General features: G+C 46.3%; 26 protein-coding genes. 13 read left to right on the top strand and 13 right to left on the bottom strand.

Annotation, left to right across the window (positions count from 1 at the left end):
• Positions 1-17 precede the first annotated feature (17 nt).
• Positions 18-236 carry a DUF4327 family protein gene (locus tag QUA07_RS17990; protein WP_193973492.1) on the bottom strand — a complete coding sequence of 73 codons (219 nt, stop codon included), beginning with the start codon at positions 234-236 and terminating at the stop codon, positions 18-20.
• A gap of 469 nt (positions 237-705) precedes the next feature.
• Positions 706-843, bottom strand: a complete 138-nt coding sequence (locus tag QUA07_RS17985; RefSeq protein WP_333327447.1) for a hypothetical protein — start codon at positions 841-843, stop codon at positions 706-708.
• Positions 844-882: 39 nt separating this feature from the next.
• Between QUA07_RS17985 and QUA07_RS17980 the strand changes: the two genes are divergently transcribed.
• Complete coding sequence (locus QUA07_RS17980; protein WP_333214740.1) at positions 883-1,863, top strand: aspartate carbamoyltransferase catalytic subunit; 981 nt, start codon at positions 883-885, stop codon at positions 1,861-1,863.
• Between the two features lie 137 nt (positions 1,864-2,000).
• On the opposite strand, the gene QUA07_RS17975 is transcribed toward QUA07_RS17980, so the two are convergent.
• Entirely contained in the window at positions 2,001-2,402 is a 402-nt protein-coding gene (locus tag QUA07_RS17975; protein WP_333327445.1) for an SH3 domain-containing protein, read from the bottom strand.
• Positions 2,403-3,038: 636 nt separating this feature from the next.
• Between QUA07_RS17975 and QUA07_RS17970 the strand changes: the two genes are divergently transcribed.
• The 3 genes from QUA07_RS17970 to QUA07_RS17960 all read left to right on the top strand — a co-directional run bounded on the left by QUA07_RS17970 (position 3,039) and on the right by QUA07_RS17960 (position 5,043).
• The gene (locus QUA07_RS17970) at positions 3,039-3,530 is read left to right on the top strand and encodes a molybdenum cofactor biosynthesis protein MoaE (RefSeq protein WP_333327442.1); all 492 of its coding nucleotides are present in this window, start codon (positions 3,039-3,041) and stop codon (positions 3,528-3,530) included.
• Between the two features lie 107 nt (positions 3,531-3,637).
• Positions 3,638-4,297 (top strand): sigma-70 family RNA polymerase sigma factor, encoded by a 660-nt coding sequence (locus QUA07_RS17965; RefSeq protein ID WP_041622468.1) that lies wholly within the window; start codon positions 3,638-3,640, stop codon positions 4,295-4,297.
• A 140-nt stretch (positions 4,298-4,437) separates the two neighbouring features.
• Positions 4,438-5,043: a zf-HC2 domain-containing protein gene (locus QUA07_RS17960; protein ID WP_333327439.1), complete on the top strand. Its 606-nt coding sequence runs from the start codon at positions 4,438-4,440 to the stop codon at positions 5,041-5,043.
• 168 nt (positions 5,044-5,211) lie between these two features.
• Here the strand turns inward: QUA07_RS17960 and QUA07_RS17955 are convergent, their stop codons facing one another.
• Positions 5,212-7,590 carry an NACHT domain-containing NTPase gene (locus tag QUA07_RS17955; RefSeq protein ID WP_333327437.1) on the bottom strand — a complete coding sequence of 793 codons (2,379 nt, stop codon included), beginning with the start codon at positions 7,588-7,590 and terminating at the stop codon, positions 5,212-5,214.
• Positions 7,591-7,812: 222 nt separating this feature from the next.
• Between QUA07_RS17955 and QUA07_RS17950 the strand changes: the two genes are divergently transcribed.
• The 3 genes from QUA07_RS17950 to QUA07_RS17940 are packed head-to-tail and all read left to right on the top strand — an operon-like array spanning position 7,813 to position 9,174.
• On the top strand, positions 7,813-8,400 hold the full coding sequence (locus tag QUA07_RS17950) for an ATP-binding protein (protein ID WP_333327434.1): 588 nt from the start codon (positions 7,813-7,815) through the stop codon (positions 8,398-8,400).
• 54 nt (positions 8,401-8,454) lie between these two features.
• Positions 8,455-8,838 (top strand): response regulator transcription factor, encoded by a 384-nt coding sequence (locus QUA07_RS17945; RefSeq protein WP_333327431.1) that lies wholly within the window; start codon positions 8,455-8,457, stop codon positions 8,836-8,838.
• A gap of 6 nt (positions 8,839-8,844) precedes the next feature.
• A complete protein-coding gene (locus tag QUA07_RS17940) occupies positions 8,845-9,174 on the top strand; it encodes a response regulator transcription factor (RefSeq protein ID WP_333327502.1) in 330 nt (109 codons plus the stop codon).
• Positions 9,175-9,194: 20 nt separating this feature from the next.
• Here the strand turns inward: QUA07_RS17940 and QUA07_RS17935 are convergent, their stop codons facing one another.
• Positions 9,195-9,599, bottom strand: a complete 405-nt coding sequence (locus QUA07_RS17935) for a gamma-glutamylcyclotransferase (protein WP_333327428.1) — start codon at positions 9,597-9,599, stop codon at positions 9,195-9,197.
• A gap of 120 nt (positions 9,600-9,719) precedes the next feature.
• On the opposite strand from QUA07_RS17935, the gene QUA07_RS17930 reads away from it, so the two are divergent.
• The gene (locus QUA07_RS17930) at positions 9,720-10,319 is read left to right on the top strand and encodes a glyoxalase-like domain protein (RefSeq protein ID WP_333327426.1); all 600 of its coding nucleotides are present in this window, start codon (positions 9,720-9,722) and stop codon (positions 10,317-10,319) included.
• A 182-nt stretch (positions 10,320-10,501) separates the two neighbouring features.
• The gene (locus tag QUA07_RS17925; RefSeq protein ID WP_333327423.1) at positions 10,502-11,317 is read left to right on the top strand and encodes a phytanoyl-CoA dioxygenase family protein; all 816 of its coding nucleotides are present in this window, start codon (positions 10,502-10,504) and stop codon (positions 11,315-11,317) included.
• Between the two features lie 110 nt (positions 11,318-11,427).
• Here QUA07_RS17925 and QUA07_RS17920 read toward each other — a convergent pair whose 3' ends face one another.
• From QUA07_RS17920 to QUA07_RS17905, 4 genes are all read right to left on the bottom strand, one after another.
• Positions 11,428-12,699 (bottom strand): bifunctional sterol desaturase/short chain dehydrogenase, encoded by a 1,272-nt coding sequence (locus tag QUA07_RS17920; RefSeq protein ID WP_333327421.1) that lies wholly within the window; start codon positions 12,697-12,699, stop codon positions 11,428-11,430.
• Between the two features lie 73 nt (positions 12,700-12,772).
• Positions 12,773-13,396: a restriction endonuclease subunit R gene (locus QUA07_RS17915; RefSeq protein ID WP_333327418.1), complete on the bottom strand. Its 624-nt coding sequence runs from the start codon at positions 13,394-13,396 to the stop codon at positions 12,773-12,775.
• 123 nt (positions 13,397-13,519) lie between these two features.
• Positions 13,520-13,813: a hypothetical protein gene (locus QUA07_RS17910; RefSeq protein WP_333327415.1), complete on the bottom strand. Its 294-nt coding sequence runs from the start codon at positions 13,811-13,813 to the stop codon at positions 13,520-13,522.
• 8 nt (positions 13,814-13,821) lie between these two features.
• Entirely contained in the window at positions 13,822-14,418 is a 597-nt protein-coding gene (locus QUA07_RS17905; protein WP_333327412.1) for a polysaccharide deacetylase family protein, read from the bottom strand.
• Between the two features lie 102 nt (positions 14,419-14,520).
• Here QUA07_RS17905 and QUA07_RS17900 point away from each other — a divergent pair, with 102 nt between their 5' ends.
• Positions 14,521-15,225 (top strand): Uma2 family endonuclease, encoded by a 705-nt coding sequence (locus QUA07_RS17900; RefSeq protein ID WP_333327409.1) that lies wholly within the window; start codon positions 14,521-14,523, stop codon positions 15,223-15,225.
• 35 nt (positions 15,226-15,260) lie between these two features.
• On the opposite strand, the gene QUA07_RS17895 is transcribed toward QUA07_RS17900, so the two are convergent.
• The 4 genes from QUA07_RS17895 to QUA07_RS17880 all read right to left on the bottom strand — a co-directional run bounded on the left by QUA07_RS17895 (position 15,261) and on the right by QUA07_RS17880 (position 22,307).
• Positions 15,261-16,910 (bottom strand): family 10 glycosylhydrolase, encoded by a 1,650-nt coding sequence (locus QUA07_RS17895; RefSeq protein WP_333327406.1) that lies wholly within the window; start codon positions 16,908-16,910, stop codon positions 15,261-15,263.
• Positions 16,911-17,383: 473 nt separating this feature from the next.
• Entirely contained in the window at positions 17,384-17,782 is a 399-nt protein-coding gene (psb27, locus tag QUA07_RS17890) for a photosystem II protein Psb27 (RefSeq protein WP_242717360.1), read from the bottom strand.
• Positions 17,783-17,929: 147 nt separating this feature from the next.
• Positions 17,930-19,183: a DNA replication/repair protein RecF gene (locus QUA07_RS17885; RefSeq protein ID WP_333327403.1), complete on the bottom strand. Its 1,254-nt coding sequence runs from the start codon at positions 19,181-19,183 to the stop codon at positions 17,930-17,932.
• 301 nt (positions 19,184-19,484) lie between these two features.
• A complete protein-coding gene (locus QUA07_RS17880; protein ID WP_333327400.1) occupies positions 19,485-22,307 on the bottom strand; it encodes a cation-transporting P-type ATPase in 2,823 nt (940 codons plus the stop codon).
• Positions 22,308-22,427: 120 nt separating this feature from the next.
• Here QUA07_RS17880 and QUA07_RS17875 point away from each other — a divergent pair, with 120 nt between their 5' ends.
• From QUA07_RS17875 to QUA07_RS17865, 3 genes are all read left to right on the top strand, one after another.
• A complete protein-coding gene (locus QUA07_RS17875; RefSeq protein ID WP_333327397.1) occupies positions 22,428-22,559 on the top strand; it encodes a hypothetical protein in 132 nt (43 codons plus the stop codon).
• Positions 22,560-22,844: 285 nt separating this feature from the next.
• On the top strand, positions 22,845-23,369 hold the full coding sequence (locus tag QUA07_RS17870; protein ID WP_333327394.1) for a hypothetical protein: 525 nt from the start codon (positions 22,845-22,847) through the stop codon (positions 23,367-23,369).
• A gap of 307 nt (positions 23,370-23,676) precedes the next feature.
• Positions 23,677-24,195 (top strand): phycocyanin subunit beta, encoded by a 519-nt coding sequence (locus tag QUA07_RS17865; protein WP_333037001.1) that lies wholly within the window; start codon positions 23,677-23,679, stop codon positions 24,193-24,195.
• Positions 24,196-24,295 lie beyond the last annotated feature (100 nt).

Below are 24,295 nucleotides of genomic sequence, written 5' to 3'. Positions count from 1 at the left end.
GTCCTCCGTCTCCTCTGTTATTCTTCGTCCCAAGCTTCTACAGCTATCAACTCGCTCACGGGGTCTTGCATAGAAAAATCAAACTCTAGCAATTGCTGTTTCCAGTACGGCCATTCGTCGCCGTAAAGCAGAGCAATTTTCCAAATACTGTCTGTGGGCTTGATAATGTCAGACGTGACGAGAGAATGCACCTGACGCTGGAACTTAACCATCGGCTGTATCACCTTCTGGCTCATAATACCTCTTGAATTGTTTAAATCTTGTGTAATTACCACTTCCCAGCGCACACTCTTTATCGCAGTTTCGCCAAGAACAGTTTAGCCAAGATACGTGTAGATTTTAGTCGGGAAGCTACATATTCAACTTGTATCTCAACACTGTTCGTTTTGACAAGGCCCTATAAGCAAGACTGAATAGTCAAGACCGACTTCAAAGAATTAATCATCTGTGAAATGTCGCACTGTATGCTGTCGATCGGCAGTGGAAGGTTTGCCGCCTCAATTGTTTCCACATAGTAGCATATGCAAGGGCTGCGCTCGGCTTGTTCTGGAAAAGGCTGAGTTTGCGTAGGAGAAACTGCAACTACTGCGCTTTCGCTGCTACAGCGTAATTTCCGCTTTCCTGCGGGTAAACCACACCTGTTTCACCTTCGACGCTGGGTTCGCTGTGAGAGTGGGATGTGAACTACATAAACTGATTATAGCTCTACTCACCGCAAAAGCGATCAAAAATTGTTGGATACTGTTGATCGCCACCCCTAAATGTCGATCGAACATTCAAAGGCGACAGCAGACCGGGCGTACAAGCAAGTTCCAAACCCATCGTCCGTCCTGATTGAGTCAATCTCAAATCTCAAATCTCAAATCTCAAATCTAAAATTGTATGACTTGGACAAGGCGACACATTCTCACTCTGGCTGATTTTACCTCGGACGAATACGATACGGTGCTGCAAACTGCAGCCAGTTTTCGGGATGTGCTCGGCCGCCGCACGAAGAAAGTGCCGGCCCTGCAGGGTCAAGTGGTCGCGAATTTGTTTTTTGAACCTTCTACCCGGACTCGCAATAGTTTTGAGTTGGCGGCGAAGCGGCTGTCAGCGGATACGCTGAATTTTACCCCTGGAAGTTCTTCTCTAACGAAGGGGGAGACTATTCTGGATACGGCTAAGACTTATCTGGCGATGGGAACGGATTTGATGGTAATCCGGCACGAACAAGCTGGAGTTCCGAGCACGATTGCTTCGGAAATGGATCGCTTGGGTTCGAGAGTCAGCGTTCTCAATGCTGGAGACGGCCAGCACGAACACCCATCGCAAGGTTTGCTAGACTTATTTACTATTTGTGCTCTGTTAGATACCGAACGTCCGCGGCTGGAACTTTTAGCGGGTAAAAAAATTGCTGTGGTGGGGGATATCTTACATTCGCGGGTGGCTAGGTCTAATATTTGGAGTCTAACGGCTTCTGGGGCAGAGGTTCATTTGGCCGGGCCGCCAACTTTGCTACCGCTGTTGTTTGCTGAGTGTGGCGATGGTAGGGAAGGCAAATTATTTTTGCATTGGCAGCTTGAACCGGCTTTGGCCGATGCTGATTTTGTGATGACTTTGCGGCTGCAAAAGGAACGGATGAGCGACCATTTGCTGCCGAGTTTACGAGAGTACCATTCTTTGTACGGGATTACGCGCGATCGGCTGAAACTTTGCAAGCCGGATGTGAAGGTGTTGCACCCTGGTCCAGTTAACCGCGGCGTGGAAATTAGTTCGGATTTGATGGACGATGCCCAGTTTAGCCTGATTTCTCAGCAAGTTACCAGCGGCGTGGCGGTGCGGATGGCATTACTTTATCTAATCGGCGGCGGTAAAGTTTAGGCTGTTAGTTGTTAGTCATGAATTTCGGATATTCGATTATTTTCAGGATCGATCGCCTCTTTAAAATAATCGTTACCCAGTATGGCCGGGTAACGATTAAAACTCTTTCTAGAAATGTAAAGTGCTCTAGTTAAGAGTTAGGAGATCCAGGACGCAGACACCCAGCCACCGCCTTTGAGTTGGGCCCAGCCGTTTTTGTAACGACCAGTCAATTTGACGTGATCGCCATAATATAACTTGCCGATTACATGAGAACAGCTATCGGGGCGGTTGCGGATATTCAGTCGGCCGCCATTCGTAACAACTTTGGCGTAGTTGTGATGGCCGTGATGGGCGCGATGGCCACAGCGTTTGTAGCAACCTGCGGCCTGGGCTTCGCCACCGACACTCAGAACAGATAGAGCTACTGCCATACCTGCAACGCCTATCCATGCAGAATTAGGAATTTTCAAGCCCAGTTGGTCTAACGACTTGACTTGGAGTTCGGACTCTGGAGATTCATAAGCAACAAAAGAGTGGCTCAATGCTAGTGCTTCCATAGTTTCCTCGTGATTGTTGTTAACCTTTCTTGGTGCAGACTCAGGTCAAAACCTCAATTAACAGCCCAAATTATTAACTTATGTTTCATAAAATCCACAAAAGGGCGTTAAGGTCTTGCTGTTGCCGAGTATTGGCTAATGTTCCTGAACCCTGCACAGGTATATCATGTCATTTATGTAGCTTTCCGGAACAAAAAAATAAATAAAGTTTACATCTGCTGCTAAAAATTTTGCCGACGCGGATCAGAACTCCGGGCAGAATTAAACTTAACTGTGTCATTAAAAAGGGAACGAAGTTATCGATTGGGGTTGGGAATTGCTTGTACTGAGTTGCGAATGACACTACTTATTTTGGTACTTATTTATTGAATTGCTACAGCAAGATGGGCAGTTAATTCGATCGAACAAGCATCCGGCTCGTCTTCAAGCACAATCTTAATTTGCTTCGGGTCAGTCATAGTGTAGCCGATCGCACTCGTGCAGAAGTTCGGGGCGATGGCGCCGGGCCCTCGGCCGTGCTACAAGATGGGTCTCAAGATTAGTCGCCCTAAGTCCCCGACAAGAATGCAAGACAAATCCATCGCGACTTGATTTGTGTCAAGATCAATTAACTTCTCCAGCACCACTTCTTTCGCAATGAACTCCTTCGCTACACTTTCGATCGGCACAATTCCTCAACGCCATGCATCAGACAGCTTCGCCATTACCTTAGCGCCGTTGTCTGTAGAGGAAATATACGCTTTGGCAGATGACCCCGCGAACGGAGCCGTGGTAATGATGAGCGGTACAGTCCGCAACCAAACTGACGGTCAAGCTGTAGTTTCCCTAGAATATCAAGCCTACGAACCGATGGCAGTGCGAGTATTCCAGCAAATCGCTACTGAAATCCGCCGCCAGTGGGCCGATGTCAATCGGGTCGCCATTCACCACCGCGTCGGACACTTGCAGGTGGGCGAAATCAGCGTACTGGTGGCTGTTGGCTGTCCCCACCGGGACTCAGCCTTTGCAGCTTGCCAGTACGCCATAGATACGCTCAAACACAATGTACCGATTTGGAAAAAGGAACATTGGGCTGACGGTTCTAGCAGTTGGGTTAGTATTGGAGCGTGCGAGGTTGTCGGGCATTAGTCAAGGGATTTAAGATTTGAGATTTGAGATTTGAGATTGCAGAGGGGAACTTGTTACGATCCCCTAACGTCAAAAAGTGTGGAATGTTCGATGAGCCAATTCCACCGATGAGCGACTTTATTTCCGTGTCCTGGTCTGCGGTTGTGGCGACCGTTCAAAGAGTGCAATTGCCAGCCGAAAAACTCTCTAATTATGACTTGGTGTTGCGGTGTCAGGAAGGAAATCGACCTGAGACCACGGCCTTTTCAGAACTGTTGAAGCGGTATCAGTCCCACGTAGACAGGGTTCTCTATCACTTGGCCCCTGACTGGCAAGACCGAGCAGACCTGGCTCAGGAAGTGTGGATTCGGGTCTACCGCAATATTAACCGTTTGCAAGAGCCTGTTAAATTTCGGGGCTGGCTGAGCCGCATCGCCACTAATTTGTTTTACGATGAGTTGCGGAAGCGCAAACGGGTGCGAACTCCGCTGTCGCTGGACGTACCCCGTACTCTGGAAGATGGCGAGGTTGATTGGGAAATTCCGGCAGACAGTCCGGGGCCTGATGAAGATTTGACGACTAGAGAATTTTACGACCAGTTGCGGGTGGCGATCGCAGATTTGCCGGAAGTATTCCGCACGACCATTGTTTTAAGAGAAATAGAAGGTTTAGCCTATGAGGAAATAGCCGAAATGACCGGAGTTTCTCTGGGAACTGTCAAGTCGAGAATTGCTAGAGCTCGCCAAAGATTGCAGTTGGAATTGCAAAAATATCTCGATGGTAATTAGCAAGAGTAATTTCAGAGGCGGGTTAAGAAGATTTGGTGAGGTTTGCTGTGACATCAAAACTTCTATTTTAAAATATAAATAAGCAGTAAATCATTCTAATAGCGAGTGCGTGATTCCCCAATTAGAGCAAGTCGGAAATTATGAATGGTAACTTTGAATCCGATAAAAATCAGAATCTGCAGGGTGTGGGGGATTCACTCGCTGAAACTCAAGTTAACAACAATTATGCCCAGGGCAATGTAACTACTATGATGCGCGATCGCTTTGAATTGCTAAGTGCCTACCTCGACGGTGAAGTGACGGCGACAGAACGCCGGCAAGTTGAGGAGTGGCTGACAAATGACCCCACTACGAAGCGTTTGTACTCGCGACTGCTGATGATGCAGCAGAGTTTTCAGGCAATGCCGGTGCCTCCTGCAGAACAATCTGCCGAGGAGTTGGCGACGAAGGTTTTGCAGCGGGTGGAACGCAAGCCCAAACAAACTTGGATTCTGGGTGGAGGTGCAATCGCAGCTTTGTTGATTGCGGTGGTGTCTGGTGTCGGTGGCGGCCGCCAATTGTTTGCTCCCCAGTTTGCTCAATCGCCCGTTCCTGCTGAATCTGACGGTTTGATTATGGCTTTAAACGAGCCTCTGGTGGAGATGGTTAATCCCAACGATTTGATGCTTGGGGTGAATGCACCGATCATGGATATTCCCAAAGTTGATGTAGCAACCCCTCAAAAGTCCTTGCCAAAGGCGCAGTAGGATTTCTGTTTGGAGCATAAATGAAGTTGCTAAGCTCCCTAGAAAAGGGGGCTTTTTGCTGTTTGTCCCAGTTTTTCAAGGTGGATATATCCTTTGACATTTTCCTGGCTTGGAATGACTTATTGTGGGGTGATCGCATCTTAATATCGGAGTAGGTAGCGAGTGGAATTAGAGCGGGCGATCGCACTTGTCACGTGTTTTTTGGATATTGGCGATCGGCAACAGCAATGTCTCCTCAATTTCCTGCCGCACAGCAGGAGATACATTACAACCGCTATTGAGGCAATATACCAGCAATTTATTAGCATCGTAATACTTCCTCAGCAAGGACTTCTGCTGTTTGCTAAATTGCCAATCGTGACCTATATTGCGATAGGAAATTATGATTTGTCTTAATTCCCTAGTCCAAACTTGTCCGTTAGCTTGCCACCATTCCCTAAATATTTCCTTGTCACCATCAGGGTGAGGGAGTTGTTTCTTAAGTTTTTGCAGTGCTTGCATCAGTTCAGGTTCAACAAGAGGGACAAGAAGAATGTCGTGGGCAAGACTAAGGGCTGGGTCAATAGCACCGTCGAGTACAGGCAAAATGGCAAGGTCAAGAACAAGGTCAAGGGTAAATTCAACAGCAGGGTCAAAGGTATGTTTAACGGCAAGGTAAAGGGCTGGGTCAAGGAAACGTTCAGGGTGACGATTAAGAGCAAGCTTAAGGCATGGAAGAAGGGAAAAGTAAAAGAATCTTACTGCCGCAGGTTTGTACGGAAAATCAACAGAAAGGGATTTTTGGTTGACCCACAGTAGGAATTGCTGTAACTGCTCATCCTTAGCGATCAGCCCATCAACTTGCTGTTTGATTAACAGCAACAAGTCATCAGCTTTTTGCAACATCCCAACTGCTAACAACAAAACTTCTCGCCAACGCTTCTCTGTCAGGTGACTGACCAGTTTTCCCAAAGCTTGTGGAGCGGAATTATGAACTATTTCTGTAGCAGTCAAATACTCTTGAAATGTTAGATGAGAAAACGAATAAATCCCTCTTGCCCTCTCCACTAATAATCCATGTTGTGCCTCGATCGCCTTCAGGACAACCTCACTATCCATTTCTAACTGAACGCGGTCAGTTGTGGCATCGGGTAAGTTAGCCAGATAGTCGGCAATCAATTGCTGAACAGTATTTTTTTCAAAAAAATAATCGCCATGCTCAAAAGTAATAGCTGCCACAAAAGCAAGTAAATGTTGTTTGCGGGAAAAATTCAAATCTCGATAAACTTCATCCCGTTGAATGCCTCTGGTTTCATCCCATTTTCTGAGCATAATTTCCATTCCTTCCTCATACAACTTGGCTCGGTTGGATGGAAAATCAGCTTTGGCTTGGAATACTAAACAAGTCAGATTAAGCAAAATTGGCGTTACTGCCAGTTCTCTGATTGGCTGATTTTTTTGCAGTTTCAGCTTCTCTACAAATTGAGATGCTAAAGCTTTCCCTGCCTCCATATTCTGGGAAAAAGCGACAAACCAATTGCTCGCAAAGGCAGCGGTTTGATCGCAAGTAAAATCCGCTACCTCAACACAGGTAAAGGCTTCGTCGTGAAATCGGTACTTAGCAGCGGCAATTCGACAGGTAATAATAAACTGATTGTTGTAATACTTTTGGACAAACTGACGAATCTGTCTGACGACTGCATCGCTATCTGATTCTGGCACTTCGTCTAAGCCGTCCAATAAAATCAAACCTCTGCCTTGACTGAGTATGAATTCTGTTTGCGAGCGCCCTTCTACTCCGCAACTGGCAAATTCGTCGCTGATATATTCTAATAAGTCAAGATTAGGGATTTCAGCAAAGGTTTTCAGAGGGATAAAAATCGGTATTTTGTTGGCTTCAAATTTGGCGCGATCGCACTGAATGGCGATGTGTTTCAAAAAAGTAGTTTTACCGGAACCAGGTTTGCCGAGTACCATCAATTTAGAGTGAGATTTCACCGCATCCAATCCTGGCACTCGTTTCTGGCATACTTTACCTAATCCCAAGCGGTTAAAGTTATCCGCATCTGGGTTGAAGTCTCTGAGTAAATCGCGAATTTCTCCCGGCTGCCAACTGGTAATTTCCTCCAAAATGTTGACTTCAACGTACAGGTTGCTGACATCAACAGGCTGTGCAATATCCAACAGTTGCATTTTGCTGTAAAGCTGTTGGATTTTGGTGTGGCATTTTTGCCGTATTTCTTGCACTAAGGAATCAATGTCTAAATTCCGTGGCTGCGGATTTTCTGGTGGAGGACGATCGACAATTTCTTCCCAATTCAACTGCAAAACGGTGCAGAAAGCCTTGAAAGCATTGGCTTTAATAGGTTCTTGTCCTCGTAAAAAACGCCTCCAAGTTGGCAGCGACAGGCCATCGGCATAGGGCCCGGCTTCTGTCCAAGTTCGATCGGGTTCTAATGTTTGACTAGCTTCTACTAACCATTTGGGGTCTTCTATAGTCGAGCCCCTTTCTCTTCTAGCTTGCCTAATTTTTACTAATCCCTCCTCAGAGGCTTTGAGGGTCGTCATTATATAATTTACTTCTCTAATTGTCAATGTCTGTTTTCGCTCAGTTTAGCGATCGCAAACTGAGTTTGTCAAGACCCCAGCAACAAAGAGAAAATGATCCTGACAACAACTGCACGACCTACGGCAAAAGTCAGGCATAAATCATGCAAAATTTATTGTTCAGAATGCCACTCTTTTTTGTAGGCGAACAACACCCATTAAATGATGACAAAGGAGGGAAACATGAGAAATAATGCAGAGGAAATACCGTCAGGTGGGATAGGTATAAAACTAATTAGCAAAATTGCAGATGAGCTAAGTTATACCCGCACTTCTGAGGGGCGAAACTGTCTGTTAATTGTGAAATATTTTCAGCTTGATCTAATGCCAACCCAACCTACCACTCAGCTTGGTTATTTTAAACAGGCAATTCATGTTTTGAATGCCTTTAATTTGCCGTTTCACAAACAACGAATTGGTTCATTCCATAGAAGTTGTCACCAGCAAATTAAAACAATTAACCTTCAACTAAATACTGACCTCAAGAGTGTTGCTCAAGTTTTATGGTGGGTCGAGGAGTTAGACTATCTACGCATTCCCGAAGCAGTTTTGCAGCAGTGCAAACTTGCTACGATCGAAGGGTTTACGAATGCTGTTCGCCACGCCCACAAAAATCTGCCCTTAGAAACTCCGATCAACCTTGAAATAACCGTATTTAACGAACGCCTAGAAGTCAACATTTGGGATATGGGAGAGCCTTTTGACCTCCAAGCCAAGTTGATTGAAGAATTGCCAATTATTTGGAACGACCTGGGCTTTACTCTTGACTAAGGCACTTCTGAAAGTGCCAGCTTTCCATTGACAACAGAAAGGAGCTTTTTGGTGATGATTACTGATAATACTGCCAAGATTTTAGTTGTGGATGATGACCCATCCATCCGCAATTTAATTCATCGCTTTTTAAATCATAAATATCAAGTATATTCGGCCGTAGATGGCGAGACTGCTTTAGCATTGTTTGAGAAAGTAAAGCCACTGCTAGTAGTTCTTGATTGGAATTTGCCGGATACTACAGGCTATCATCTCTGCCAGGAAATGCAGCGCCGTACTAATGCTTTTGTGATCATATTAAGCAGCCGCACAGACGAAGCTGATAAACTTAAAGTCCTTTCTGCAGGCGCTGATGACTATATCTGCAAACCATTTGCTCTGGCCGAGTTGGCAATTCGTATAGAAGTTGTGTTGAGACGCATGAGGTCTGTCACTTGATCGCGTATTGTATTCGATCAATTCGCGATCGATTCAGCGCGTCGGGAAGCAACACTCAACGATCGCATTATAAAGTTAACAGGCATGGAATTTAAGATATTGTATTTTTTGGCAAGTCATTCCGGTCAATCTTGGAGTCGCCAACAGCTAATCGAAAACATCTGGGGGTGGAACTGCCACGACACAGGAGAAAAGCAACTTGTTAGCGTACATATCGGTCAGATTCGCAAGAAAATGATTGAAGTTGATGCTACTGGATCGCAGTTTATTAAAACTATTCGGGGTTACGGTTACAGGTTCGAGCCGCCTTCGCCCACTGCAATGGCACTTTCCTAAGCTCATCGGCATTAACCACTTTATTTGGTGAAAAACCTATTTTCCCACCTGCCGTCGGGCAGCCAGATGCCTCCTAGGGAACGAACGCGATCGGGTAACATGAAGTAAGCCCAAGCCGTGCCTAAAGGTTTGAGGTGTCGATCGAAGATTTCGATTTCCTGCCGCTGATATTCGTTTTGTGTCGGTTCCCGCAGCGGATGATAGTCTTCCAATCGGTCTAAATCGTCCAAAATAGCCGAGTTTGCGAAACAGAGGAGAAAACCGCAGACTTTGCCATCTCCGGCCATCATCGCAGGATAGCCGATCGGCAGCGCAAAAAGTTGACCGCGGGCGATCGCGGGGCAAGCATCCACAACTTTTCCTTCGCAGTAGCGGAGGTAGTTGGACTCCCCCGGTTTGAGTGTGCCGTAGACAAAGACTTTCATCGGGTAGGGCTTAACCGCTAGTTTTTGCTAACATAGATGGCTAAGCTAATAGTTTAAGTCTCGCGGGCGATCGCGACTGCAATCTTGATAAATTTCGTTGTTTACCCTTTCTTATAATTCATGACTCTAGCAGTTAGTTTTATTGATTTTGGACTTCGGCCTTTGTACTTGAGCTCTTTTTTGCCGTCCCTGCCCCTGGACAGCTTGTTTTCGACTCAAGGGATTATGGTGATGCTGCTGGCTGCCTATGCGGGGGCGATGTGGATGTTTCTCACCAGTGCTCCGAAGGTACACACGGTGATGGTATCGGATCTCGGACAAGCGAGGGAGTTCTATGAAGGTATGCTAAACTTGCCAGTAGCAGAAGTGCCGCTGCACTACTACTACAATTACGAGCAAACTTTGGGCACAAGTGGTATCGATCCGCTGTATTTGTCGCCGAATGTCGGGAGGGCAACGACCTCTCAAACGCTGGGGAGTCCCGAGGGTTTGTGGTATCAGTTGATGAAAAATACCCAACTGCACATCATTAGCGGGGCCGGTGCAGGGGAAAAAAATCGCCAGCGTCACGTTTGTTTCGATCGCGATTGTTTGGATCAGCTATTGATGAGGGTACAAACTCGCGGCATTAGTTATAAAATTCGCCGGGAAAAGCCTCTGAATTTTTTGGTCAAAGATTACGATGGTCGCGTCATTGAAATGTCTGAGGTTAGTAATTAAGCTGACAGGCAAAAAATTTTAGATATAGAAATCCGGTTTCTCCCAGAAAGCGGGTTTCTAAAGCTACGAGTTTGCCAGTCATTGTTGCTATGACTTCTTCGTCTCCGTTACAACTTAACTAAATCTTTAATTTCTCCCAAACATTGTTTAAAACCGAGAACTTGATTCAAGAGGTAAAGCAGATGGGACAGACAAAATTAGTCGAGCAGTTTAATCAAGATGGATATGTTAAGCTACGGGGCTTTTTTTCAGAAGCCGAGATGAGAATACTGATCGAGGATATTAAAGAAGCCGATCCGAAGCACATTGACAATAATCTGAATAAAGGAAGCTTAACTTTTCACAGTCAGCTATTCCAATACAGTGAAAAGATCCAAAACTTCATCTCTCAACCCCGACTTGTGGAACTGCTTGCACAATTCATTGGTTCAAATTTCTGGGTGCGGTGGGATCAGGCAGTAGCCAAAGGACCAGGAGCAGAAACCTTTCCTTGGCATCAGGACAATGGCTATAGCAACCTTAAGGATAATCACTATCAACTGTGGATTGCACTTACCCGAATGACCCCCGAAAATGGTGGGCTGTGGTTACAACCGGGCAGTCACAAAAAACGGCTGCCGCACAAAGTTGAAGGTAACTATGCTGTGTATGATGGAACTCCTGACAGTCCACTCTTCATTGAAGCAGAAGCGGGGGATATTGTTTTGTTTTCCTCGCTGACACTTCACAGTACCACACCTAATGTTTCCCAGGAAACCCGCTGGGCTTACGTGATTGAGTACATGTCTCTCAATCACGTCGATCCTTCTATCAAACCACCCTATTTTGTGGTTGCCCGTAACGGTAAATCCCAGCCAGAGTTTGTTAATCTTCATACAGGTTTGCTGAACCCCTGGAATCATTTGAAATACGTTGGTTATCGCTGGAATCTCAAGCAAATGTGGCCAAGCAGGCTGAAACTACTTCTAAAGAGAGCAGAGTTGGTAGGAAAGAAGTAATACCAATTCTTACTGTACCCTCACTAGGTGAAGCCCGAACGTACTTCGCAAGTCATTCGTACTTCACCTAGAACCCTAGAAGCATTAGGTTGATTTAACCGGATTTGATATCACTTAGTGATTACTTCAACGCCCGATCGCTCTAATTCTATATCTGTCAAAGAGACTGCTTTCCGGCTGAAAATTTGGAAGTAGAGAGAAACAAAAAACTCTTTGACTGGAAAAACGATAAAAGTCAAGGGATTAATTGTCACGATGATATTCCGGGCATCGGCTTTAGCTTGTTTGACAACTTGCTGCGCTACCCAGTCGGGAGACATGATGCCGATCGGGTTTAAGTTGCTTTTAAATGGCCCTAAAATCAGTTTGCGAACGATGCAGGGCGCGTCCAGCCGCCGCAGGGTGACTAAATCTCCCAGGGCGCGCTTGCTGAGTTCGTACAGGGGACTGACAGCGGGAATTACTTCTGCTTCGGAAGTGTTGATCCAGACTTCTTTGCAAGCGATGTTTTCGTTAGTGCGGACTGTTAAGAAAAACAGTTCCATCAGCCGCCACGCGGAAAAAGTGTTAATTTCATAGGAGTTTGCGATCGCCTCTCCTGTTCTTTCTCCCTGTACGTTAATTCCGTGATTGATGACGAGAATATCGACTTTTTCTAATAATTCTGCTAAATCTGCCTCTTGACCTATTTGCCAATTTATGGTTTTTACAGGCAAATTTTCGCCGTCAATATTCAAAGTAATTGTTTGATTTCCCGATGTGAGGGCGATAACTTTTGCACCAGCTTTGTGCAGGTGTTTGAGAAGCAAACGCCCTAAAGTTCCCGATGCACCGGTGACGGCTACAGTTTTGCCTTTGAGAGAAAGTGCTGTACCCATAAGTTTATCTATTAAGGTGAAAGTACCGCAATAGTAAGCATTTTGATTGTCGAAGTGATGCCGCCAGTGATAAGGCTTATTAACTAACCACTTGCCCGGGGGAGTCAGAAAGTCTCCCGGTTGGTGGGTGATGTCGGTTAATTCGTCTGCGCCTTTGATGCCGCACCCGCGGGCGATCGCGCTCAACAAAAAGCCTAAAGTATAAATACAACCGGCTGCTGCACCCCAGTGGTATTGCGGCAGCCGAAAATAAGCTACAACCCACAGCAACAAGCCCAAAACCATCATCGCCGCACCTTCGGGCACGTCGTGACGCCAGTGTGCTTGCTTGTAAATTGTCTCGCTGACGGGGGTCAAATTCGGGCGGAAAACGCGGTGATGCCAAGTGTGCAGCTTTTGCAGGGGTGCCCAATAATGGGACACGACGTGATAAAAGTCTCGTATTATTTCTGCCCAGCAGACAGAAGCTATTGCCACAGCGCCGACTATCAAGTAATTTACCATGCTCGCATTAGTTTGAAATTTGAGATATTAGAGATTGTCTGTTTTGAAAGATAACTCAAAATGGCTTTTATTGCTAGTCTGGAAGTTGACTCAGGCGTTTTAAAATCTGCAAAACGCGGTACAATTCATTGCCGGGATTGGAAATAACAAATTCAGCCGATCGCGCATACTGGGGAGTTTCGCCTCTAACTAACTTGACAAAATTGAAGTTAGCACCTGTGGCAATCATCCCAAAAGTAGGATTTTCTGGGTTCGGATCTGCCAGCATATATGTCAGGAGTTGGGCAAGTGCTTCGTCAGTTGAAAACGAAAGTTGTTTGGATTCTATTACTGTCACCCACAAGTTTGCTTTCATAATTAGGATATCTATTCTGCCTTCGATTATTCTGCCTTCGTCTTCCTCTTGAATGGCGATCGACTTTTCGGCTTTGACTTGAAAAGGAGACTCATACAGACCGGCAATAAACAAAATGGGGCTGATGATTGTTAGCTTGACTGCATTTTCCAGTACAGGCGGGGGGTCTACCAAGTTGAAGTATATGTCTTGAACGCGATCGAGCAATTGTTTTTCCGAGTCGGTTACTTCGGGTAAGTTTTCTTGCCATTCTCGGAAAAATTCGCTGTTGCGAACTCGCTGCAAGCCGAAGTTATCGATTAGATAGCGGAGGTTGATATCTCTTGATTGTAGTTTTTGCATTGTGATTAATAAAGGGTTTTATGATTATTAATAAGTTTAGCATAATTGGGATTTTTAACCGCAGATGAACGCAGATGAACGCAGATGAAATTCTGAGTAAGTTAATTGGGCCCAGATGTCTGTTCATGGGGATTTTTGATTGCCAATTCGCTGTTTTTGTCCAGCTTGCATTTCCAGCAATTGTGGCACGGTGACAAAACGATATCCCTGCTGTTTAAGTTTGGGAATAATTGCAGATAGCGCCTCGACTGTTTCCTGGCGATTTCCCCCGCCGTCGTGCAATAATACGATCGCCCCCGTTGAAGCTTGGGATAGCACGGTAAGGGCGATCGCAGCAGCCGGAGGTTGCAGAAAGTCTTTAGGATCGATCGACCACATCACCACTACATAATTCTTCTTTTGAGCGTCATTTGCCAAACCGTTATTTAAGTGGCCGCTGGGGGACGAAACAAGAAACTTTTTGCCCCAGTCGATCGATAAATATGAACGCCAGTATTATCTATTTCATCCGATGCTGTTTTTTCGGTAACATTGTGAGAATAGTGATGCCAAGTATGATTTCCGATCGCATTTCCCGTTTGCACAACTCTTTTCGCAATTTCTGGATACTCCCGCAAATTTGCACCCAAGCAAAAAAATGTAGCGGCCGCGTTATGTTTCTGCAAAATTTCTAATATTTTCAAAGTTTCAGGCGAAGGGCCATCGTCAAATGTCAGGGCGATAACTTTTGAGTTGTTAATACTGGCTTTATAAACAATTTTGCTGCGAAATTGCGCGGGCGGTGCAAAGACTAAAGGTTGTTCGGGAGGTTTGGGAGAGGGAGTTGCGGGGGGAGAATGTGGTGTTTTTTGTTTGGGAGGTTTCAGCAGGTTTGGTGGGGGATTTTCAACGGGTGCGATTTGTTGGGCGAGCGAATTTGAGTTTGCAGTTTGTCGCGTTTCAGAAATAAGGGAAATTAGGGCGATCGATCCGATTAAAAACAATATTTTTAGCGCCCATTGACTGGCCAATTTGGTACTCATTTGCCACAGCATTTATTTCTGATAATATAACTCTGGCTTACAGCTATGCCGAAAATTAGATAAAATCGCAAGATACCGACGCATAACAACAGGAGAAAAGCCATGATTGCTCCCGCAAATCTCAGCCGCATCAGCATCCCTCCTTTGGAAAATGGCGATTTGCTCACCCGTGCCGAATTCGAGCGACGCTATACAGCAATGCCGGGACTCAAAAAAGCAGAATTTATCGAAGGAATTGTTTATATTGCTTCACCCTTACCCTTTGAACCCCACGCCGAACCCCATGCTCGCCTGATGACTTGTCTTGGCTTCTATGCTGCTTTTACCAAACATACTTGGCTCGGCGATAACCCCACCGTGCGTCTCGACGTGGATAACGAATTCCAGCCCGATGCTGTACTGCTAATTGATTCCCGACGCGGCGGTGCAACTAGCCTCAGTGATGACGGCTACATTGTAGGCGCGCCGGAATTTGTTGCCGAAATTGCTGCTAGTACCGCTACGCTCGATCTGCGGGACAAAAAGCGAGTTGACCGCCGCAGCATGGTGAAAGAATATCTCGTTTGGCAAGTAATCGATCGCCGGATTGATTGGTTTTCCTTGCAGGAAGAAGAATATATTTCTCTGCTACCCGATGCAGAAGGAATTATCCGCATCCTTGTTTTTCCGGGGTTGTGGCTGGCTGTTCCAGCACTCTTAGACGGCGATATGCCAAGTGCGATCGCAACTCTTCAAGCCGGCTTAAACAGTGACGCACATCAAGAGTTTGTCCAACAGTTAGCTGCTTTCCCAAATCCCATTTTGTAGAGACGCTACAAATCGCATCTCTACAAATAATCCCTCTACAATCGGCAAGTTTGCCGTGCCCTTTCATCCTCCGGTTCTTGCCACCCAAAAGCAAAATGACTCACCGCATTAATTTGTGGCGTCGCAGAGCGAATTGCCGCCATTTGAATCTCCAAAGACGGCCGATTTTTCAGAGGTTTTCCCCAATCTCCAGCAATGGCAGGAATAATTTTTGCTCCCGCAGGCGCTAAACTTACTGTTCGCTGCACCTGTGGCACAATGCAGCTTACATCGCCGCAATTTCCGTAAGACATGGCGTGGAATTCTATAGCAGCCGGAAAAGTGTCCCAAGGCTGCAATCTCGAATCATATCCCCCTTGATTTATCGCTTGATTTGCAGTGGGAAAAAACACCGCTCCTACAGGAATTCCCATCCTTTGAGCTGGTTGAATTGCTATCCCCAAAAAATCTAAAATCCCTTGAACGGCGTGAGCAACGCTTAGTTTCCACAAATCTTTTTGCAGAATGCCGGTATCGGGAAGCCGCGGTGTCGGTGTCGGTTTTGGTGTGGGAGTTGCAGGGTTTGGCTTGTTAGCGGCGGGAGTTGTTGAGGCTGTTCTTGATACGGCATTCTGCGTTCTTGAAGGTGAAGTTGCTACTGACATGGCCTGCGGAATTCGACCCTGCCAAAGAGGTTCTCGCTCAGTTGGATACTGTTTGACTAATGCTTGAACGTCAGTAGTATTTATAAATCCCTTAGTCAAATATCGCTGAATTAAATCTCGCCCTTGCTGATTGCTAGCCCGCTGCAAAATAACTTGCTGCGATGCTGGGCCGTAAATCCACAAGTCTTGAACTTTGGTAGCAACTGAAGCGGGCCCGATGCCCCGTAGATAGCGAATGTAGTCGAACAACATTCCTTGGGGCTTGCGCTTGACTATTTGATTTACTAACAAAGTATAGTCTTGCCGTGCTTGCGGGTTGTACGGATCGATAAAGGCTTGATTGCCCGGAACTTCTCCGAAGTCCTCGTTAATTGCTGCGTATTCGCTTACTGTTAAACTTGTCTGATTTTTACCGTTGATAGCGAGGGTTTGCTGTCTGTCTGGACGCTGAGCATAGCTATAGCCAAAGTTCATGGTAAATAACCAGGCGTAGACTTTTAAACCTCGCTGTTTGCCTTTGGCGATCGCCTTTTCTAACAAGTCGTATTTCTCGTAACCGCGATTTCTCAAAACAGAAGGCCAAACCGTAGGGTTGTCTGCTGCTGGTAGCAGCACTTGACCATCGTAAAACACTTCGACATAGACTTGGTTGTAGCCTTTATTCACAACTTTGTCTAATACTCGATCGAGTTCTCCGGGTCTGACATCGCACGGATACAAACGCAACCAAACTGCTTGGGTTTCGGGCCAAGTTTTTTGGCGGCATTCTGCTATTTCCCGCGCGTGTTTGTTCAAAATAGCAAAATATGCTTGCTGAGATTCCCGTTTTCCCGACAGCGCGGCGCGGCGCAAGTCTTCTTTTTGATTTACCTGTTCTGGGGATAATTGGCAATAGGCTGATGTTTGGGCAAAAGCTGGTTGATTTCCGATAAACGGCCACACAAGTTGGCTGATGAAGCTACTGGTTAAAACAGCAGTTACCGCACTTAAAAAGCGTCGCTGGTGTTGAAAATTCGCGATGCGAGTTGGTGCAATTTTCATGGGAGAATTGAATGGGGTTTTCTGGTTTAAATTGGGTGGCGATCGCATTTTGCCGATCGCGCTCAACAAGCAGCTACAAATTTTCTACTTTTTTCCGTTGACTTAGTTATGGCACAAGTCGATCGCACAATGCAAATTCTATCTGGCGGCTATTTAAATCCAATAAGGGCGATCGGGCAAGATAGGACTCGGTGATTAAACCGCTGCTATGTTATACAAACTTTCCTCTGCCTAAGTGTTTGCACGCAGGCACGCGCCTTCGCGGACTCAAAAATAAAAAGGGTAAAAAGCCCGGATTTGATATCATATCCCGTTCGATTTCTCAGGACTTTTTCCCTAAATCGTGCATAAAAAAGCGCCTGGTACAGTGGGCGCTAAAAGCAGTTGATATTTCTACTAAAAATTGTTAACACTCAAATATCAAGGATGAAAGATGAATTATTAAAATTTATCCTTGCTCCTAAATTTTGAGATTAAGCTCCTCTGTTAAGAGCAGCTTCAATCTGCTGAAATTCTGACTCAAGACGCTTTTTCAATTTTTCAGGAACGGGACGGTTTGGATAGGAACTGTAATGTCCTGCCAAAGAGTTTAATGCCGTCCGCATTGTCGTGAAAGAGGCCAGCTTGGTAAGAGCGGGATCGCGGCGGTAGGCAGCAAAAAAATCGTTGATACTTGTGCGAGCCTCGGCTTGAGCGGCTGCTTTTTCCGGCGTACCCTCTGGCAAAGTGAGCGCTGTTCTCAAGCTCTTCACTAATGCTAATGTGTCTTGGCCATAATCTCCACTCAGAGTGGCCGGAACATTGGTACAGCCCGCTACGCCGATGACAACAACTAATACCAAGGCTAACAGACGGGAAATGTAATGCTTCATAAGGTTGAGAAAAATGGAAGCGAAAGCGGTAATCAAAATTAACCTTTATCCTATCTCGAAGTGAGCTAATAATGCCAATTTTTCAATTTTTTTGTATCTTTACCATGAAACAGAAAATTTGTCAATCCAAACTCTAAAATCTAAAATCTAAAATCGATTGATTTGTCCAGCAACGACGGAGAGAATTTGGGTTTGTCGCAGCCACTGAGCATCAAAAGCGCCTAGGTGAGTTGTAGTAATCAGAGTTTGAAATCTTTCTTGAATTGTTTCTAAAAGTTGATTTTGGCGGCTCAGATCGAGTTCTGCAAGTACGTCGTCGAGCAACAGTAAAGGCGCTTCGCCGACGACTTCTTCAATAAGCTGCAGTTCGGCTAATTTTAATGCTAATACCAGAGTTCGCTGCTGACCTTGGGATGCGTATTGACGAGCTGGGGTATTGTTAATTGTAAATGTAATATCGTCGCGGTGGGGGCCGACTAAAGTTGTTCCTTGAAACTGTTCTGCGATCGCCCTTTTTTGAATTTTCTCTAAAAATGCTTGTCGCACTCCTTCGAGATTATCTTTAGCGATTAATTCCGCCCCTACTTCAATATTAGCATCGTATTTCACATCTAAAACTTCTGCTGAACCGCTAATTGAACGGTGCCAATTTCGAGCTAAAGGCATCAAACGCTCCAAAATTCGATCGCGCCTGCGGATGACGCGAGCGCCCGCTGTCGCCAACTGCGCGTCCCACAAAGCTAATTCTGAACTGGGAATGGGGAATTGGGAATGGGGAATTGGGAATGGGGAATTGGGGATGGATAAGTCTTCTGTATTTTCCGCTTCGGGACTTTCGGGTGCAATAAATCGCATTTTGTCAAAACTGTCGGAAAATTCCGCTTTGCGGAGTTCTTTAGAACGTTTCAACAGAGCGTTTCTCTGGCGCAAAATTTGGTTGTAATGCTGCAAAATATGAGCGTAAATCGGTTCTAACTGGATGACTAGGCGATCGATCCAATTGCGCCTTCCTTCGGGCCCGCCGCGCACTAAGTCCAAATCCAAACAAGAAAACTGCACTACATTTAAGACGCTCAAAAAGTCTAAATGGCGACGCAGCGGTTCACCGTTGATCTTCAGTGTTCGACGCGCCCCAGAGCGAAGAGTTAAAGCTAAGTCGATCGCTCCGGTTTGACGTTCGAGTGTAGCATCAATTTGCCCGATCGGCTTTGAGTCGAGTATTAAATCGCGATCGCGCCCTACCCGGTGGCTTTTTAATGTAGAAAGCAACTCTACCGCTTCTAACAAGTTAGATTTTCCTTGAGCGTTATTTCCTACTAAAATGGTTTTGGGAGCGTCAAACGCTACCTTTTGATCAAAGTAGTTCCGAAACTGCCGTAGGTGAAGCGTTTTCAAATACATAATATTAGTAATTGGTAATTATTGGTAATACAGTCATCGTGGGGGGTACAATCGAGCGCCATTTACCCGCTGGCAATTGCGAGCCTTTTTTTCAATTGCGATTTTCGCGGAGCGTGGCGCTTGCAATGACATTATAACGAAGTAATAAATGTTTAATTGTGGACTAATATCTTTAGTCTTCATAGCGATGACTTGCGCTGTGAGCCAGGGGTTTTCTACCCTGGCGAATGTTGAGAACAGTGCTAATCAGGCGAGAGCTCTAGCTAATAAAAAAACATCCAGTATGCGTTAGCCCTTAACACTATTTTCGAGATTTGTAAAAGCGCACAAACAGTTTTTCCATTTCAATCCAGACAAACATCAGGGCGCTGAAACCGAAGCAAACCATCAATTCAAAAGGCGACAAATAGTGAGTGCCAAAAAATGCTCTCAGTGGCGGAACGTAAATCAGCATTAATTGCAAAGCAGTAGTAACAATCACAGCTCCCCAAACAAAAACATTACTCAAGGGATTTAACTCGATAGTTAGCTGAGTGTTAGACCGAATTGCGATCGCGTGACCCATTTGCGCCAAACAAAGAGTTGTGAACACCATTGTTTTCCAAGCATCGGGATCTCCAACATGGTTAGGGTTGGTGGTATATCCATAAGCCCAGGACATCATCGTGATCGTCAAAATTGCAAAAATAATCCCGATCCGAATCATGTAAGAACCCAAACCCCGCGCAAAAATACTTTCTCGCGGACTGAAAGGAGGCTTTCTCATCACGTTCGGTTCCCCCGGTTCCACGGCCAAGGCCAAAGCGGGAACGCCGTCTGTTACTAAGTTCATCCACAAAATTTGCAGCGGCGTCAGCGGCACTCCTCCCAAACCAATTAAAGGTGCGGCCGCAATTGTCAAAACTTCGCCGATGTTGCTGCCCAAAATGTACTTAATAAAGCGGCGAATATTGCTATAAACCACTCGCCCTTCTTCAGCGGCGGCGACAATAGTTGCGAAGTTGTCGTCGAGGAGCACCATATCGCTAGCTTCTTTGCTGACATCGGTGCCGGTAATACCCATTGCGATGCCGATATCGGCTTGTTTCAAGGCGGGGGCGTCGTTAACGCCGTCGCCGGTCATGGCGACAAATTTGCCCCAACTTTGCAAAGCTTGGACTATTCGCAATTTGTGTTCGGGGGAAACGCGGGCGTAAACGCTAACCTGTTCGACTTGCTGTTTGAGTTCTTCTTGGCTGAGCTTTTCTAATTCTTGACCGGTAAGAACTCGATCGCCCTCTGTTGCAATACCTAAATCGTAGGCGATGGCTTTTGCTGTCAACTGGTGATCTCCTGTAATCATCACCACCCGAATGCCTGCATCACGGCACTTCACCACTGCTTCCCGCACTTCCGGGCGCGGGGCATCCAGCATACTGACGAGTCCCAGCCAAATCATGTCTTGTTCGCTGGTTTCCTCGGAACCTTCGGGCGGCAGGTTTTCCCAGAGTTTGTAAGCAAACCCGAGGACTCGCAAACCGCCGCTTGCCATGTTGTTGTTTTCGACGAGGATGCGATCGCGCATTTCCTGATTTAAAGGTTGTACTCGATCGCCGACTATAATGCCTTTGCAGCGCTCCAAAGTCAACTCGGGAGAACCTTTGGTCAGCATCAAATAATTGGGCTGCTGTCCTTCAACTGCTGGAAATCCCGAATGTCCCGATCGGCCGGGCACTTCGCAAATTACGCTCATCCGTTTGCGTTCGGAAGAAAAAGGAAATTCCGCCGTCCGCGGCAGCAATTGAGACTGTTTTTCCTTATAAATGCCTGCTTTTCCGGCTACACAAAGCAGAGCTCCTTCTGTGGGGTCGCCTAAAATCTGCCATTCTTGCTGTTCTTGTTGCAATACTGCGTCGTTGCAAACTGCACAGGCAATTAATAAAGATTCAAGTTCTGGATATTCCTCTAAATTATTAATTTTGGCAGATGTCAGGCGATCGGTAAAATCTCCGATCGGCGCATAGCCGTCGCCTGCGACGGCGACAGTGCAGTCGCCCGTAGAGACTAGCTGAACTACCATTTTATTTTGAGTCAGAGTACCTGTTTTGTCAGAACAAATGGTTGTTACCGAGCCCAAAGTTTCTACCGCAGGCAGTTTGCGAATCAGGGCGTTTCGCTTCACCATCCGCCTAGTTCCGAGTGCCAGAGTAACTGTCACGACTGCTGCGAGCCCTTCGGGAACCACAGCCACAGCCATGCTTAGAGAAACTTCTAGCAACTCTTCCCACCTGCTGGTATCCAACCCGATGCTGCCGTTTTGGAAGGTAATCATGCCGCCGATGACGACAATTGCGACTAAGGCTAGGGCACCGGAGACAAGAACATTTCCCAACTGGCCCATCCGCTGTTGCAGGGGAGTCGGTTCGCTTTCTACTGACTGAAGCATGGCGGCAATTTTGCCGAGTTCAGTTTGCATTCCGGTGTTGGTGACGATCGCCTTTGCTCGTCCCTGAACAACTTCTGTGCCCTGAAAAATCAGGTTGAGTCGATCGCCCAAGGAAGCATCTTCGGGAAGTTCTAGATCGGCTTGCTTGGTTACTGCTAGGGCTTCCCCTGTCAAAGCTGATTCTCTGACTTGCAAGTTGGAAGATTCGATCAAGCGTGCGTCTGCTGCTATTTTTACCCCCGCCTCCAACAGCATCACGTCTCCAGGTACGAGTTCCTTGGCTGCTATTTCTGAAGTTTTGCCGTCCCGCAGGACTCTGACTAGGGGAGAAGCGAGGTTTTTGAGGGCTGCGAGGGCTTTTTCAGCACTTTGCTCTTGGAAATAGCCGAGAATGCCGTTGAGTATGACGATCGCAAAAATGGCGATCGCATCTTTGGGAAAAGTATTCGACCGAAAGTCCAAAAAACCCGAAATCACGGCCACACCCATCAGCATCAACAACATGATGTTGGTGAACTGATCGACAAAAATCGACCACGGACTGCGGCCTCCTGTTTCTTCTAGTTCGTTGGGGCCGTATTGCTGCAAGCGTTCTGACACCTGTTGGCTGCTCAATCCAGCGTCTTTGTTGCTGCTTAGCTGCTGGAGAGTTTGGTCAATTGCTACGGTGTGCCAAGAAGAGGGAGAATTTGAAGACATAAATTACGATCGATCGTGGGGCATAAAGGTGGTTGTGGCCGGACAGCTACAGCCGATCCATCTGGCTGATTACAGTGAGAGAGTTTTAAGTTTTGAGTTCTGAGTAAAAAACTGTTTAACTTGCGACTCGTTTTGGGCGGTTCGATGCCGGGGAAGCAAAAAGCTTTTAACTTCACTGCGTCTGGCGGCTCGATCGCGCCGTTTGTAGACCTACCGCTGATAGCACTTATCCACCTTACTACTAAAAATTAGCAATTCTTTCGGCTATTACACAGAAAAGAAGCTGAAAGCAAAAATGACTTTAGTCCGGGGATGTAAGCGTGCGCCGCAGGTTAAAACTACCTTAAAAAAAACGTAATAAAACGCGCGTATCCGAACTCATCTATTCCCCATTGTTTGATTTTAAAAGAAAAATGGCGCTGCGGTAACAAATCTCGATCGCCTATGTTGGTTTTCTCACCCTCCACAATGCTCAGCTTGCCACACGCTTGCGTGGGACTAGCCTGTGGGAAGCAGAACATAGATACAGATAGATAGATGAAGAAAGTATTTTTTGCAACCGCTGCAGGACAAACAGTAGATGCTTCCTCTGGGGTCAAATCCAATGACTCCCCAGACCAAGCATCCCCGCGTTATGAAATACCGGGCCCGGTATTTCAACTTCCAACGGCTGAGTTTACTCACTCAATGCTGATAGTTCTGGTAAAAGCTGAGGCTGTGGCGAGGGGGTTCACAATCTTTTGGATTTTTCCCACACCGAATTTTGCAGGCCTCCTGACATTGGGCAGAATTTTTGGTTTTTTCCCTATTCCCCAGCCTTCTTTTACGAAAACTTTAATTTACTTAATACTTCTTAACAATTCCGCTTTTCCAGAGAAAGCCAACAAAGGCGATCAGCCCACGGGACGGTTCGGGGGGGTTCTACCGCCACAGCAGGGCGATCGAAGCAAACTCTTCGTTTATGAGTACCCTCGCGCATCTACCCTAGGAAGGAGATTTGCCCGTACTTGCACCCCAAATATTTACCTTCTTAGAGAGATAAGTTTCTGTAATAATTTGTAATAAACAAACGCAGGCGAGCATTGTATAAAGATTATCAGAGGGTTGAAACGACAGGCCAAAGTTAACAAAAACCCTGATTGACAAGGTTTGTCGCATCTCATAAAAGGTGTAAAATTTTCTAAGGTTTCTTAAACCTCCGTTGCAATGTAACAATAGTGCAGGTAGCGGAAAGGGAGAGATCGATGGGACCAGCAGATTAGCTGGCATCAAATTTCAACCCTTGCAGGCACTCGTAGCCTGAACAAATTTAACTTAACGGTTTTATACCGCAACCAAACTCAATTAACTCAAATAGGAGAGTTCTTTCATGTTTGACGCATTTACAAAAGTGGTTTCCCAATCTGACGCTCGGGGCGAATTTCTAGCTCAGGGTCAACTAGATGCTCTCAGCAGCATGGTTTCCGACGCCAACAAGCGGATTGACGCAGTAAACCGCATCACCGGCAACGCATCCAGCATCGTAGCCAATGCAGCTCGCACCCTGTTCGCTGAACAGCCTCAACTGATCGCTCCTGGTGGCAATGCGTACACCAACCGCCGCATGGCAGCTTGCTTGCGCGATATGGAAATCATCTTGCGCTACGTCACCTATGCAACATTTGCAGGCGACGCCAGCGTTTTGGACGACCGCTGCTTGAACGGTCTGCGTGAAACATACCAAGCTCTGGGAGTTCCCGGTGGCTCAGTTGCAGCCGGCGTGCAAAAAATGAAAGAAGCAGCGATCGCGATCGCTAACGACCCCAACGGTGTTACCCGTGGTGATTGCAGCTCGCTGATGTCTGAAATCGGCAGCTACTTCGACCGCGCAGCCAATGCAGTCGGCTAAAAATAGCCAAGCGAACCTTTCTTGTAAAGAAGCGAGCATCGCATTTTTGCAAACAATCATTTTTGTACAAAAACAACACAACATTAGGGAGAAACCAGAA

The organism is Microcoleus sp. T3_A4 (assembly GCF_036700465.1).
GTDB lineage: Bacteria > Cyanobacteriota > Cyanobacteriia > Cyanobacteriales > Microcoleaceae > Microcoleus.
This window is presented reverse-complemented; position numbering and strand designations above follow the sequence as displayed.